This is a genomic window from Thermobacillus xylanilyticus, assembly GCF_907165215.1.
GTDB classification, from domain to species: domain Bacteria; phylum Bacillota; class Bacilli; order Paenibacillales; family Paenibacillaceae; genus Thermobacillus; species Thermobacillus xylanilyticus.
In genome coordinates, this window is sequence record NZ_CAJRAY010000083.1 from 16,129 (window position 1) to 29,468 (window position 13,340).

The following is a 13,340-nucleotide window of genomic DNA, read 5'->3' on the forward strand; positions in this document are numbered from 1 at the left end:
GGACATGAAACTGCTGATTGCGGACGATCAAATTTCGCTCCACCGATATCTGGACAAGGTCATGGACTGGGGCGCGATGGGATTTACGGAGGTGCAGCATGCCTACGACGGCGAGGAAGCGGCCGCCAAGGTCGCGGCATTCCATCCGGATATCCTGATCCTGGACATCCATATGCCGATCTTGAACGGGATCGAATCGCTCAAGCGGGTCAGGCAGTCCGGCCATTCGCCGAAAACGATCATCCTGAGCGCTTATGACGAGTTCGAATATGCGAGGGACGCGATTCATCTTCAGGTCTCCCGTTACTTGCTGAAACCGGTCGACGCCGTGCAGCTCCGAAACGCGCTCGAGGAGTTGATCCGGGAGTCCGAAGCGGCCTTCCGGCAGACGATCGGCGCCGAGCTCGACCGGATGCTGTATACCGGGGAGATGGAGGCCGAAGCGCTGCAGACGATTCGCAAGGGGTTCGATTACCTCGGGATCGACCGATTCGCCGTGATTACTTGCGCAGACGGTGCGACGGACGGCCATTATGCCCGCTGGCTTAAGGAACAGGCCGCCGGTTCATTCAAATGCGCGATTGCCGGCAAAAGCAAACATGGAAGCGTGGTCCTGGTCGGCGGAAAGGATCCATTGTCAGGCGGCATGCTGCGGGAGTTCATCGAGTCTCTTCTTCAGCTTCCGGATGCGCCATGCGGCTCGCCGCCGCCGATCGGGATCAGCTCGGTCGCCCAGGATGCCGCGGTTCTGCCGCAGCTGATCGCGGAGAGCGCCCGGGCCGCGGCGGCGCCCGCCGAGACGGGCTCCAGGCTCCAGGATACGATCAGGCGGATCAAAAAGCATATCGACGGCAGCTTTCACGAAGACCTGACCTTGCAGTCCGTCGCGGATCGATTCCGGATCGACAAATACCAGTTGTGCCGGGTGTTCAAGAAGGAGTTCGGCGTCAATTATTGGTCATATGTCATGAAAGTGCGGATGGAGAAAGCCGCCGAACTGCTCGCCGGTACGGAATGGAAGAACAGCCTCATCGCGGAGCGGACCGGATTTTTGGACGAAAGCCATTTCAGCCGCGCGTTCAAAAAGTTTTACGGCATAACGCCCAAGGAGTACCGCCGCAGACATGCCGAAGCCCGCTGAGCGTCCGAAAGCGCAACAATTGACAACTTGACCCGCAAGATTTTGAATTCCGATTCGGAGCAGGCTTCATTATACTTCAACATGTAGAAATTGAAAGTGCTTACAAAACAACGGACAGGGGGATGCGCAAGCATGATCAAAAGATTGACATGGCCATTGATGGTCATTCTGTGTGCTGCACTCGTGCTGACGGCATGCGGTCAAAGCGGCAATAAAGGAACGAACGGCGGGACGAGCGGCGGCGAGTCCAAAGACGCCGATGCGCCGAAACCGGTTACGCTCAGCATTCTGTCGTGGAACAACGAACAGGAGATGAAGCCGGTCCTTGACGGGTTCAAGGCGAAATATCCCCATATTTCGTTCGACTTCTCGTTCGCGCCGCCGGTCACCGATTATATTGCGAAGCTGCAGACGATGCTGCTGTCGGATACGGCGCCGGATATTTTCATCATCGCCGCGGAGAACCGCAACGAGATCATCGACGGCGGTTTCGCGATGGATCTGACCGACCAGCCGTTCATGTCCGTCATGCTGGACAGCAACAAACCGATGCTGAGCAAGAACGGCAGGACGTACGGCTTCACGCAGACGGGATGGGCCGGCGGACTGTTCTACAACAAGCAGCTGTTCGAACAGGCCGGCATCGAGAAATTGCCGGAGACATGGGACGAATTCGTCGAGATCTGCCTGAAGCTGAAAGAAGCCGGCATCCGTCCGCTGTACGACCGGATGCATGACATTACGATCATTCATTCCGCCATGTTCGGCGCGAACGTGTTGACGAAGGATCCCGATTTCGACGAGAAGCTGTTCAACGGGGAGACGACGTTCGCGGAAGGATGGACGGAAGTGCTGAAGATGTGGAAGGAAGATTTGATCGACAATGAAATTTTGACCCCCGACATGATCGGCTTGACGAGCGAGCAGGTGATGAACGAATTCGCCCTCGGCAACGTCGCGATGGTTCCCGGCGGTCCGTGGAACATCAGCACCATCGAGGCGACCAACCCGGACATCGAGTTTGAAATTATGCCGATTCCGGGCAAGGAGCCGGGCAACAAGTATTACAACGGGGCGCCCGGCGTAGGCTTCGCCATCAACAGCAAGACGAAGCACAAGGAAGAAGCGCTGCTGTTCCTCGAATATCTCAGCACGGAAGAGGGACTCCGGCAATTCGAAGAAGGAACGGGCGGCATCATTACGGCGCACGGCTACACCACCAATGTGCATCCGGCGTATCTGCCGGCCTACAACGACGGATTGATGGCAGGCCGGATCTACTTGCCGATGGTGTCGTGGGCGCGGCATCAGGAGGCGCTCCGCAACCAGTTCCTGATCGCCATTCAGGATATGGCGATGAACAAGATTACGCCGGAAGAGGCGGTCGAGCTGCTCGATAAGAAGCTTCAGGAAATGGAAAATAAATAAATCGCGAGTCCTGTAGAGAGGGTATAGGATCACCTACTACCCTCTTTTTCATCACGATCGTTGCTTGCGAAGTGCAACGGTCATGTAGCGCAGACCACTGAGGAGGCTGTTTATGACCCGAATTGTCCGCCAAGCGCAGTACCTGGTGTTCCTGGTACCGATCTTGGTCGTTTACTCCCTGTTTACGATTTACCCGCTGCTCAAGGCGTTCTTCCTGAGCTTTACGAATTTCGACGGCTATTCGAAAGTCTATGATTTCGTCGGGTTGAAAAATTATATGCGGATCTTCGCCGATGACGCCCTGCTGTCCGCGATCTCGTTCACACTGTTCTTCACATTCGCCAAGGCGCTGCTCGTGACGGTGCTGGCGATTCCGCTCGCCATGATTCTGGACCGGAAATTTCTGACCCGGAATCTGCATCGCGCCGTCTTCTTCTTCCCCTCGATCCCGAGCGGACTGCTGCTGGCCTACATCTGGGGATTCATTCTGGCGCCGATCGGATCGGGCGTGATGAACACGATTCTGCGGGAAGTGTTCGGCATCGGGCCGCAGCCCTGGCTGGCGGACCCGCTGCTCGCCAAGCTGTCCACGGTCGTCGTGGCGACGTGGGCGATCACCGGGTGGCATGCCATTCTGTATCTGGCGTTCCTGCAATCGATCCCGAAAGAATATTACGAGGCGGCCGCGATCGACGGGGCGAGCCGGCTGCAGCAGGTGCGCCACATTACGCTGCCGCTGCTTGCGCCCGCCATGACGATCAGCGTCATGCTGCTGCTCACGGGCGGGCTCAAAGTATTCGAAATTCCGTTCGCCTTGACCAAGGGCGGGCCGGGCTACGAGACGTACACGATCACCCAGGTCATCGTGCTTCGGGGGATCACGGAAACCCAGTACGGTCTTGCGTCGGCGATGTCCATCGTATTCTTCCTGATCGTGCTTTCGATCGCCGTCTTCCAGGTCACGATCATGCAGCGAAGGGAGCAGCATTTGCAATGACGGAATCCAACAAAAAAAACTGGCTGCTCGATCTCCTGATGCTCCCTGCGGGAATCGTCGCGTTCTTCCCGTTCTACCTGATCATCATCAACACGTTCAAGACGATGCAGGAGACGGCCAAGAACCCGATCGCCCTGCCGTCGAAGTGGATTTTTACAAATTATATCGAAGTGTTCGAGGGAACGGCGGTGCTGCGAAGCTTCGGCAACACGCTGACCGTCACCTTGTTCTCCGTCGTGCTGATCGTGCTGATCGGCGCCATGGGCGCGTACCCCGTCGTGTTCAACTCGAACCGGATTACGCGGCTCGCGATGCTGTATCTGCTTGCGGGATTCATGATTCCGTTCCAGGCGACGCTCATCCCGCTCTTTCAATTGATGACCGACCTGCGATTGATCGACAAGCTCTACGGCCTCGTCATGCTGTATACGAGCGGATCGGTGTTTGTCTTCTTCCTGATGACGGGCTACATGAAGACGATTCCGCGGGATTTGTCCGAGGCCGCCGTGATCGACGGCTGCAGCATATGGGGCATCTTCTGGCGAATCATCCTGCCGCTGCTCAAGCCGATTACGATTACGAGCGTCATCTTCGAGACGATGTGGATCTGGAATGACTTTCTGGCGCCCATGCTGTTCCTGAACTCGTCCTCCAAGTCGACGCTCGTCCTGCAGATCTACAAGGCGAAGGGCGAATTCAACGTCCAATGGCCGATGTTCATGACGCTTACGGTGATCACGCTGATCCCGATCTTCATCTTCTTCCTGCTCATGCAGAAACATATCGTCAAAGGCATCGCGGCCGGCGCGGTGAAAGGATGACGATCTGCGGGAAGGCGACCTCAGCCGATGTCTGGGGTCGTTTTTTTATTGCTTCCAAGTTGTTGTTGACAAAAAACTAACCAATGGTTATATTTAGATCAACAAAAACTAACCAATGGTTATAAGGTGTCGGCCATGCAGAAACAACATCAGTCGCGGGCGGAACGGACGAAACGGAACATCATCGCGGCGGCGGCGGAACTGTTCGCCGAGCGGGGGTTCGAAGCGGTCACGATGCGGGAGATCGCGGCGCGGGCGGGCTGCTCCCACACCGCGATCTACCTCTATTTCACCGACAAGGAAACGCTGCTGCAGCATATTTCCATGCCTCCATTGCAGGAACTGCGGGAGGAGCTCGCCGGCATTCTCGCGAACGACGCGGCCCCGGAAGCGCAATTGAACGGCATATGCATGACCTGGATCCGGTTCTGCCTGTCGCACCGGAACCTGTACGACGTGATCTTCAATGTCGGAGCGGAGCGGGTGGACGAGAAGGACCCGAAGCTGGAGATGAACCGTCTGCGGAACGAACTGTTCGGCATGCTGATGCAGGCGATGCGGGGCTGCCTGCCGCCCGGAACCGGCGAGGAACGGCTGCTGGCATGCACGCGCATCATGTTCTACATGGCATACGGCATTGTCGGGACGTACCGGCATTCGCCCGAGTCGCTGGATGAGCTGATGGCGAGGCTGGGCCCGACGTTCCGCGACGCGTTCCGGGCGTTGCTGATCGGTTTCAATGCCATTATCGAAGAAGGAGGCAATGGGGGATGAACGTGACCAGGGTATCGGAACATATCTGGAGCGTCCATACTTGGCTTGTCTTCCCGATCACGGTATGGCTCGTGAAGGAGGAGGACGGCGTCACGTTGGTCGACGCCGGCATTCCGAAGATGGCGAAGGGGATCAACAACGCGATCCGCTCCCTCGGAATCGGGCCGCTGAAGCGGATCGTGCTGACGCACGGCCACTCCGATCACGTGGGCGCGGTCAAGCGGCTGCTGCAGGAATGGCCGGGCGTGCCGGTCTATGCGCACCGGCTGGAGATCCCGTTTGCGACGGGGGAAGCGCCTTACCCGGGCCGCAGGAAGGCGGCCCAATATTTGCCGGGCGGGCTGCCCCGGCCGCTTCCCGAAGGCGCGGGCGGCCGGCTCGAACCGATCGGCGGGCTGAATCCGTACTGGACGCCCGGCCACGCGCCGGGCCATGTCGTCTACCATCACGTGCAGGACGACGTGCTGCTGGCCGGCGACCTGTTCAACGCGAAGCGCGGGCGGCTCCGCTTCCCGCTCTTCACGTTCGACAAGGCGCAGACGCTGGAGAGCAGCCTGATCGTGCGGGAGCTCAAGCCGGCGCATATGGAAGTGTGCCACGGCGGTCCGGTGCGGCGTCCGGCCGACCGGCTCGACGATTACCTGCGGGCGCATGCGCGCCATGCCGGAGCGGGAGCGCAAGCCTGACAATACACGGATAAAGGCGGGATTGGCATGGATAGGGAGGAATTGTTCCACCGGATCCGGTCGCGCTGCCTGTCCCTTCCGGGGACGAGCGAGCGGATCAGCCACGGGGCGCCGGCTTTCTTCATCGACGGCAAAAAATGTTTCGCGCAATACCGGGTCAACCACCATGGAGACGGACGGATCGCGCTCTGGTGTTCCGCCCCGCCGGGCATGCAGTCCGTGCTGACGGAGTCGAACCCGGACCTTTACTTCGTTCCGCCTTATGTCGGCCATCTCGGCTGGATCGGCCTGCGGCTGGACCGCGGCGCGGAATGGGACGAGATCGCCGGCGTGCTCGAAGACGCGTATTTGAGCAGGGCGCCGAAGAAATACAGGAAGCCGCCGGGATGACATTCGCTACTCCATGCTCCGCGAACCCGCCGCCCGATCCCGGCAGGCCGGGGCGGGGCGGCGCAGCAGCAGCCAGATTCCCGTGCCGATGATCACCGTATAGATGAGCAGCGCGGCGAACGCGGCACGGTAGCCGGCCAGCGCCTCCGGGGATTGCGGGGCGTGGAGCAGCTGCCCGCGGGAAACCCAACCGGCCGCGGACACCAGCATCGCCAGACTGACGGAGGCGCCGATCTGCGGCGCGACATTCCACAGGCCGGCGGCGGCTCCCTGGTCATCGCGGGCAAGACCGTTCGTCATGGCGACGGAGGAGCCGACCATGATACAGCCGACCCCGATGCCGATCAGCACGGTTCCCGGCAGGATATGGGCAAGATACGCATCCTGCGCCGCAAGCTGCGACAGCCGCCAGCTCCCGAGCGCGAAAGCCGTGGCTCCCGCCAGCAGGACCGGCCTTGTCCCGAAGCGGGAAATCCATCTTCCGGCCAGATTGGCCGCAAGAATGACGGTCAGCTCCTGGGGGAGGAAAGCGGCGGCGGCCCGGAGCGGCTCGAATGCCATCGCCTGCTGCATGTACAGCGTCAGCATGAAAATCGACGGGCCGATCACGCTGCCGAACAGGAACGCCGCAACCGCCGCTCCGGAGAAAGCCTGCCCGTACAGCAGGTTCAGCGGCAGCAGCGGATGCGCCGCCGCGCGCTCGATCCGGACGAACAGCGCAAGCAGCAGGACGGACAAGGCCAGCAGCAGGACGGTCCAATACGCATCCCGCATCGTTCCGCCTTCGGACAGCGCGAGCACCAGACAGCCGATGCCCAGCGTCGCCGCCATCGCGCCCGCAAGGTCGAGCGGCCGCCGGTCGCCGGCCCGATCGGCCGGCAGGATCGGCAGCGCGGCCGCGACGAGCAGGCCGGTCAGCACCGTGAGGAAGAACACGGCCCGCCATCCGAACCATTCGGTCAGCGTTCCGCCGAGAATGAGCCCGGTGACGAACCCGACCGCCGACACGGAGCTGAGAATTCCCATCGCCCGGTTGCGGGGCGGCCCCTCCGGGAAGAGCGCCGCGACAAACACGAACACCATCGGCGCAATGAGCGCCGCGCTGAGTCCCTGCAGCGCCCTCGCCGCGATCAGCCCCCCGAAGGCGGGCGCGAACCCGGCCGCCGCGGATGCCAGGGCGAACAGCCACGCCCCCGCGGCCAGCGTCCGCCGCCGGCCGAACCGATCCCCCAGCCGGCTCCCGACAAGCAGAAATCCGCCGAAACAGAGCGTGTACGCCGTCGTGATCCATTGCAGCCGGCCCGACGCGGCGCCGAACTCCTGCTGGATGGAAGGAAGCGCGATCTGCACGATGGAGGCGTCCAGCAGCACCATCAGCTGCGCGACGCAGAGCAGCAGCAGCGCCGCGTTTGCCGTGTTTTTGGATCGAGTGCGCATCGCGATCATTGTCCGCCTCAGTGGATCGTCTTGACCAGACCGCCGTCGATGATGCTGTCCGTTCCGGTGATGATCGCGGCGCTGTCGGAGGCCAGGAAGACGATCAGATTCGCCACTTCATGCGGCTCGGCGAACCGGCCGAGCGCGATGCCGCGCTCCAGGGCGAACTTGCGCACGGCTTCCTCGGTCGCGGGTTCGGGCAGCCTTCCCGCCCACATGTCGGTTCTCGTCGGTCCCGGCGCCACCGTGTTGAAGCGGACGCCTTGCGACGCGTACGTCAAGGCCAGGTTCTTCGTCAGGTTCGTGACTGCGGCTTTCGCGGCGCTGTAGGCGATCAGATTCGGATTCGGCATGATCGCGTTCATGGTGGAGACGTTGACGACGCTGCCGCGGCTCTTGCACAGATGAGGCAGCGCCGCGCGCGTCACGCGGACCACGCTCATCAGGTTCACTTCAAGCATCCTGCCCCATTCATCGTCCGCCAGCGCGGTGAAATCGGCGCCCGCCTTTGCGTCGATCGCGCCGATATTGTTCACGAGGATGTCCAGTCTGCCGAACTTTGCCACCGTCTCGGCGACCGCCTGCCCGGCGCCGGCTTCGGAGACCGCGTTGACCGGGATGTGAACCACCGGCCAGGCGGAAGACAGTTCGTGCAGGGCGTCCGATCCATCGCGGGACGTGGCCGCGACCCGCGCGCCGGACTCCGCCAGCGCGCGCACCGTCGCCAGTCCGATGCCGCGTGCGCCGCCGGTGACGAGCGCGACTTTGCCTTCCAGGGAAATGTTCATGCCTCTTCCTCCCTTCGGATTCACGTCCCATTATCAGCACGGCGCCACGGCTTGAAAAGTACGCATTTTTTTCAGACTTGGTCCGAATTTCCGTACCATCCGCGCGCATCTGTCCGAAATCCGGTCGGTGTGATATTTTATACGTGCATGGGAAAGGGGGCCTGCAAGGTGGAAAAACGGCTGGACGGCGCCGACACGCAGGGGATTCTGACGACGCTCAGGGTGATCGGGGGCAAATGGAAGCCGTTCATCCTGTTCATTCTGCTGTACGAGGGGACGAAGCGGTTCGGCGAGCTGCGGCGGCTTATCCCGGAAGTGCGGCAGGGCATGCTGGCCGCGCAGCTTCGGGAACTGGAGCAGGAAGGGCTCATCCACCGCAAGGTATATGCCGAAGTTCCGCCGCGCGTGGAATATTCGCTGACGGAGCACGGCCGGTCGCTCTCTTCCCTGCTGAAGTCCATGTGCGATTGGGGATTTACGCATCTCAAGGTTCGGGCGGAGCGTCAGGAGCCCGTGCGGGAGCGCGAGTGAGGCGGGAAGTCTGCCGGCCGGAGGCGCAAGGAGGGGGAAGCCCGTGACAAGCGTGCTTGTCGTGGAAGACGATGCGAATATGCTGGACATGATTCTGTTCGTCCTGAGCCGGGAAGGGTACCGCGTCCGGGGAGCGGTCAACGGACAGGAGGCGCTCGAGGAAATGGACCGCTCGCCCGCGGATCTGGTCGTGCTGGACGTCATGATGCCGGTCATGGACGGATGGGATCTGTGCCGCGAACTGCGGCGGATCAGTCCGGAATTGCCGATCATCATGATTACGGCCAAGCACGAGACCAGCCAGAAGGTGAAGGGGTTCGACCTGGGCGCCGACGACTATCTCGTGAAGCCGTTCGACCCGCCGGAGCTGGTGGCCCGCATCAAGGCGGTGCTGCGCCGGTACCGGATCGCGGCCGACAAGCGGATCGTACTGGGAAGCCTCAAGCTGGACCGGCTGCAGGGGACGGCATCGGTGGACGGCGTGAATGTGCATCTGCCCCCGAAGGAGTTTGAGCTGCTGTATCAGCTTGCCAGCTATCCCGGCCAGATCTTCCTGCGCGATCAACTGATCGAGACGGTCTGGGGATTCGACCACGAAGGCGACGAGCGGACGGTCGACGTTCATATCAAAAGGCTGCGGGAGCGCTTCGCCGCCTATACCCATCTGTTCCGCATCGTGACGGTTCGCGGACTCGGGTACCGGTTGGAGATGGAAAGCCATGATTAAGAGTCTGAACCTGAAAATCTTGATGATCTTCATCCTCGCCCTGACGGTGGGGTTCGCCCTTTCCGTTCCGGTCACGGCGTATCTGTTCCGGGATGTAGTCGACCGGTCCGTCCGGGACGCGTACGCGGCGCGCGCCGGAATGATCGCGGATGTCTACCCCCGGCTTGCGGCGGACGAGCGCGGCCCCTATCTGGAGCGGCTGTCCGGGGACCAGGGGGCATCCCTGTGGGTCTACGACCGGAGCGGTCTGCGCCACGCCTACGGAAGGACGGAAGAGCCGCTGCTGACCGACGAGGATATCCGGCTCGTCTTGGACGGCGCCGAAGTGGTGAAGCGGGCATCGTTTTGGCCGTTGCCGACGAGTCTGTACATGGGGTTCCCCGTTCGGACGGCGGAGGGGACGCTGGCGCTCGTCATCCGCCCGGAACGCTCCGATGCCGTGCGGCTGATGGCCGGCGTCACGGCCGTGTTCATTCTGACCGCGCTTCTGATCGGCAGCTTCAAATTCATCCTCTTCACGAGAATCGTGATCAAGCCGCTCAAAGCGTTGACGGCCGCCACCCGCAAGGTGGCCAAAGGCGACTACAACCTGTCGCTTCAGACGAAGAGCAAGGATGAGCTCGGCATCCTGACGAAGCAATTCCGGCAGATGACGGAGGAGATCAGCCAGGTCGAGAAAATGCGGCAGGAATTCGTATCCAACGTGTCCCACGAAATCCAGACCCCGCTCGCGTCCATCTCCGGCTACGTCTCCATTCTGCAAAGCGGCGGTCTCAGCGAGGAGGAGCAGCTTCGCTGCCTGGACATTATCCGGCAGGAGAGCATGCGGCTGTCCCGGCTCAGCGAGAACATGCTCCGGCTGGCCGCGATCGATTCGAGCCATTTCCGGTTCCACCCGTCGACCGTCCGGCTGGACCGGCAGCTGCGCCGCGTCGTCGTCACCGCGGAACCGCAATGGGCGGCGAAACGGCTGAACATTCATCTCGATCTTCCGAGGACGGAGATTCGCGGGGACGAAGATCTGCTGAACCAGGTCTGGCTGAACATTCTCGGCAACAGCATCAAATTTACGCCCGAAGGCGGCGAAATCTTCATCGAGCTGAAAGCCGGCGACGGCGGGATCGGCGTCGTCTTCCGGGACACGGGCATCGGCATCGGCGAAGAAGATCTGCGGCGCGTCTTCGAGCGCTTCTACAAGGCCGACAAATCCCGCAACCGCGATGCGGGCGGCAGCGGGCTCGGACTTGCGATCGTGCGGCGCGTCGTCGAATTGCACCAGGGAACGGTCGAGATCGGCAGCACGCCGGGCGAAGGCACGGTGGTCACCGTGATGCTGCCGGCCGTGTAACCGCGCGGGCCAACGTGCGGGCCAATGGAATACTTAGGAGGAACCGTCTTCCGCAAATGCGGGAGGCGGTTTTTTTGTCGGCTTGGGGGTTACAGAATTTACCATCTCGTTCAAATTGCGTTCATGAAGCGGGCGTAGTATCGCAGGGAGCATGCCGCATTGGGACTGGAGAGAGAGGGAGGTCGTCCATGATCTGGGTAATGGTTCAATTCGCATCGACGATTCTGCTTGCCGTCGCATCGGGCTTCGCCGCCATGTGCGCGGGCCGGGTCTGCCTTGCGCCGACGACGGGAAAAATGGCTTCCCGCCTGCGGACGTCGCTCGTCTTGATCTGCATCGGCGGCCTGATCCTGTTCGTCAAGCTGGCGGCAACCGTTCAGCTCGCGGCGACGGCGGGCTGGATTGTCGTGGAAGACAAAGCGGTGGCGCAGCTCCCGATGCTGCTGATCCCGGCCGCGGCCGTGCTGTGGTGCTCGATTCCGGCCGCGAAGGCGATTCGGGCGGACATTCGGGCGGCGGCCGGAGCGCCGAAGGAGCCGCCTTCGCCGCAAGCGCGCCTCAGCGCGGCCGAGCCGCTCTGGGCGTTCCCGGTCTGCCTGGCGTACATCGGCGCGCTCCTGTCGGTGATCCAGCAGTTCTTCATCGCGGAATGGCCGCTTCCGGTCGGCAAGATCCTCGCGGTCTGGGCGGTGTTCGCCGCCTGGACCTGCCTGCTCTGGATCGAGCTTCGAAACCGGCACCGCCGGCTCGCGAACTCCGGCGTGCCGGAACAGGGGACACGGGCTGCGCGGCTGTACCGGAAAGGGGGAGCGGTGCTGGCCGCCGCGTCCGTCCTCGTCATCTGGTACGTGCTCGGGGCGCAGGCGAGCCGCGTGCCGGACCGGATGAGCATGGCCGGCGATGGGCACGCCGGGGGGCATGCCCGTCACGCCGCTGCCGCGGCGCAGCCGGTGAGCGTCGCCGAGCTGACCGGTCCCCGGTCCGCATTGCCCGACCGCTATTTCTACCTGGAGGCGCAGAAGACGATGGTGACGCTGCCTTCCGGCGAGCAGCGGGAAGCCTGGACGTTCAACGGCGAGCTGCCCGGTCCGGAACTGCGCGTGAAGGAAGGGGAACTGGTCGAAGTCGCCCTGTACAACCGGGACGTCGACGCCGGCGTGACGATCCATTGGCACGGCATCGACGTGCCGAACGCCGAAGACGGCGTCGCGGGCCTGACGCAGGACGCCGTCATGCCGGAACAGCTGCACATCTACCGGTTCGTGGCCGATGAGGCCGGAACGTATTGGTATCATTCCCACCATCAATCGTCGCGGCAGGTGCAGATGGGGCTGTACGGCGTCATCATCGTGGAGCCGGACGAAGCGCCGGCGCAGCCGGCGGTCGATCTTACGGTCATGCTGCACGACTGGCAGACCGAGAACGGGACGACGGTGACCCTGGGCGGTCCGGACCGGCTGCGGCGCGTGAAGGCGGAACCCGGCACGCCCGTCCGGCTCCGGTTCGTGAACGCCGGGAATCTGCCGGCATCCGTTTACATCTCGGGCGTTCCGTTCCGGGTGACGGCGATCGACGGCGCCGATCTTCACGAGCCGGGCGACCTGACCGGTGCCCGTCTGGAGCTGGCGGCCGGCGGGCGGTACGACGTGACGTTCGTGATGCCGGAGACGGCCGTCGGCGTCGCGCGCCGCGGCGGACCGTTCGCACAGGACAGCGGCGCGCTCGTGCTCAGCCCGGCGGATGAGGGATTGCCGCCGGACGCCGCCGCGGATTCGGTGTTCGATCCCGCTTCCTACGGGACGCCCGCCGCGGCGAAGTTCGGTCCCGATACCCGCTATGACCGGCATTACACGCTCGTCTTCGACAACCGGCTCGGCTTCTACAACGGGAAGTTCAATTTCGTGCAGACGATCAACGGCCGCGTTTTCCCGGATGCGCCGATGTTCATGGTCCGCGAGGGAGAGCTGGTGAAAATGACGCTTGCCAACCGCGGCTTCGAGGATCATCCGATGCACCTGCACGGCCACCACATCCAGGTGTTGAGCCGGAACGGCAAGGCCGTCACCGGCAGTCCGTGGATCGCCGACACGCTGAACGTGGCGCCCGGCGAACGGTACGAAGTGGCGTTCGAGGCCGACAATCCCGGCATCTGGATGGACCATTGCCACAATCTCGACCACGCCGCCGTCGGCATGTCCGCACATGTCGCCTATGAAGGCTATTACTCTCCGTACGAAATCGGCGGCGCGACCGTCAACCAGCCGGAATGAGC

The 13,340-nt window shown here is 62.4% G+C and carries 13 protein-coding genes; 11 read left to right on the plus strand and 2 right to left on the minus strand.

Going from position 1 to position 13,340, the window contains the following annotated elements; translation table 11 throughout:
• The first annotated feature begins 4 nt into the window (after positions 1–4).
• The 7 genes from KJQ12_RS15405 to KJQ12_RS15435 all read left to right on the plus strand — a co-directional run bounded on the left by KJQ12_RS15405 (position 5) and on the right by KJQ12_RS15435 (position 6,237).
• Entirely contained in the window at positions 5–1,141 is a 1,137-nt protein-coding gene (locus KJQ12_RS15405) for a response regulator transcription factor (protein WP_213485660.1), read from the plus strand.
• Between the two features lie 132 nt (positions 1,142–1,273).
• Positions 1,274–2,569, plus strand: coding sequence for an ABC transporter substrate-binding protein (locus tag KJQ12_RS15410; RefSeq protein ID WP_213485661.1), 1,296 nt, complete (start codon positions 1,274–1,276; stop codon positions 2,567–2,569).
• Positions 2,570–2,681: 112 nt separating this feature from the next.
• A complete protein-coding gene (locus KJQ12_RS15415) occupies positions 2,682–3,566 on the plus strand; it encodes a carbohydrate ABC transporter permease (protein ID WP_015255649.1) in 885 nt (294 codons plus the stop codon).
• Positions 3,563–4,387 carry a carbohydrate ABC transporter permease gene (locus KJQ12_RS15420; protein WP_015255648.1) on the plus strand — a complete coding sequence of 275 codons (825 nt, stop codon included), beginning with the start codon at positions 3,563–3,565 and terminating at the stop codon, positions 4,385–4,387. The genes KJQ12_RS15415 and KJQ12_RS15420 overlap by 4 nt, the downstream gene beginning before the upstream one ends.
• A gap of 135 nt (positions 4,388–4,522) precedes the next feature.
• On the plus strand, positions 4,523–5,161 hold the full coding sequence (locus KJQ12_RS15425; protein ID WP_213485662.1) for a TetR/AcrR family transcriptional regulator: 639 nt from the start codon (positions 4,523–4,525) through the stop codon (positions 5,159–5,161).
• Entirely contained in the window at positions 5,158–5,847 is a 690-nt protein-coding gene (locus tag KJQ12_RS15430) for an MBL fold metallo-hydrolase (RefSeq protein ID WP_213485663.1), read from the plus strand. Before KJQ12_RS15425 ends, KJQ12_RS15430 begins: the two co-directional genes overlap by 4 nt.
• A gap of 27 nt (positions 5,848–5,874) precedes the next feature.
• A complete protein-coding gene (locus KJQ12_RS15435; RefSeq protein WP_015255645.1) occupies positions 5,875–6,237 on the plus strand; it encodes an MmcQ/YjbR family DNA-binding protein in 363 nt (120 codons plus the stop codon).
• Between the two features lie 6 nt (positions 6,238–6,243).
• Here KJQ12_RS15435 and KJQ12_RS15440 read toward each other — a convergent pair whose 3' ends face one another.
• Positions 6,244–7,674 carry an MFS transporter gene (locus tag KJQ12_RS15440; protein WP_213485664.1) on the minus strand — a complete coding sequence of 477 codons (1,431 nt, stop codon included), beginning with the start codon at positions 7,672–7,674 and terminating at the stop codon, positions 6,244–6,246.
• A 17-nt stretch (positions 7,675–7,691) separates the two neighbouring features.
• The gene (locus tag KJQ12_RS15445) at positions 7,692–8,462 is read right to left on the minus strand and encodes an SDR family NAD(P)-dependent oxidoreductase (protein WP_213485666.1); all 771 of its coding nucleotides are present in this window, start codon (positions 8,460–8,462) and stop codon (positions 7,692–7,694) included.
• Between the two features lie 168 nt (positions 8,463–8,630).
• Between KJQ12_RS15445 and KJQ12_RS15450 the strand changes: the two genes are divergently transcribed.
• The 4 genes from KJQ12_RS15450 to KJQ12_RS15465 all read left to right on the plus strand — a co-directional run bounded on the left by KJQ12_RS15450 (position 8,631) and on the right by KJQ12_RS15465 (position 13,338).
• On the plus strand, positions 8,631–8,993 hold the full coding sequence (locus KJQ12_RS15450) for a winged helix-turn-helix transcriptional regulator (RefSeq protein ID WP_244860644.1): 363 nt from the start codon (positions 8,631–8,633) through the stop codon (positions 8,991–8,993).
• A 43-nt stretch (positions 8,994–9,036) separates the two neighbouring features.
• A complete protein-coding gene (locus KJQ12_RS15455; protein ID WP_213485671.1) occupies positions 9,037–9,720 on the plus strand; it encodes a response regulator transcription factor in 684 nt (227 codons plus the stop codon).
• Entirely contained in the window at positions 9,713–11,068 is a 1,356-nt protein-coding gene (locus tag KJQ12_RS15460; RefSeq protein ID WP_213485673.1) for a sensor histidine kinase, read from the plus strand. Before KJQ12_RS15455 ends, KJQ12_RS15460 begins: the two co-directional genes overlap by 8 nt.
• 188 nt (positions 11,069–11,256) lie before the next feature.
• A complete protein-coding gene (locus KJQ12_RS15465; protein ID WP_213485675.1) occupies positions 11,257–13,338 on the plus strand; it encodes a multicopper oxidase family protein in 2,082 nt (693 codons plus the stop codon).
• The last annotated feature ends 2 nt before the right edge of the window (positions 13,339–13,340 follow it).

Excerpts from the sequence above, each read along its gene's own strand:
- KJQ12_RS15405 (WP_213485660.1), top strand. The coding sequence starts at position 5 with ATGAAACTGCTGATTGCGGACGATCAAATTTCGCTCCACCGATATCTG.
- KJQ12_RS15410 (WP_213485661.1), top strand. The coding sequence starts at position 1,274 with ATGATCAAAAGATTGACATGGCCATTGATGGTCATTCTGTGTGCTGCA.
- KJQ12_RS15415 (WP_015255649.1), top strand. The coding sequence starts at position 2,682 with ATGACCCGAATTGTCCGCCAAGCGCAGTACCTGGTGTTCCTGGTACCG.
- KJQ12_RS15420 (WP_015255648.1), top strand. The coding sequence starts at position 3,563 with ATGACGGAATCCAACAAAAAAAACTGGCTGCTCGATCTCCTGATGCTC.
- KJQ12_RS15425 (WP_213485662.1), top strand. The coding sequence starts at position 4,523 with ATGCAGAAACAACATCAGTCGCGGGCGGAACGGACGAAACGGAACATC.
- KJQ12_RS15430 (WP_213485663.1), top strand. The coding sequence starts at position 5,158 with ATGAACGTGACCAGGGTATCGGAACATATCTGGAGCGTCCATACTTGG.
- KJQ12_RS15435 (WP_015255645.1), top strand. The coding sequence starts at position 5,875 with ATGGATAGGGAGGAATTGTTCCACCGGATCCGGTCGCGCTGCCTGTCC.
- KJQ12_RS15440 (WP_213485664.1), bottom strand. The coding sequence starts at position 7,674 with ATGCGCACTCGATCCAAAAACACGGCAAACGCGGCGCTGCTGCTGCTC.
- KJQ12_RS15445 (WP_213485666.1), bottom strand. The coding sequence starts at position 8,462 with ATGAACATTTCCCTGGAAGGCAAAGTCGCGCTCGTCACCGGCGGCGCA.
- KJQ12_RS15460 (WP_213485673.1), top strand. The coding sequence starts at position 9,713 with ATGATTAAGAGTCTGAACCTGAAAATCTTGATGATCTTCATCCTCGCC.
- KJQ12_RS15465 (WP_213485675.1), top strand. The coding sequence starts at position 11,257 with ATGATCTGGGTAATGGTTCAATTCGCATCGACGATTCTGCTTGCCGTC.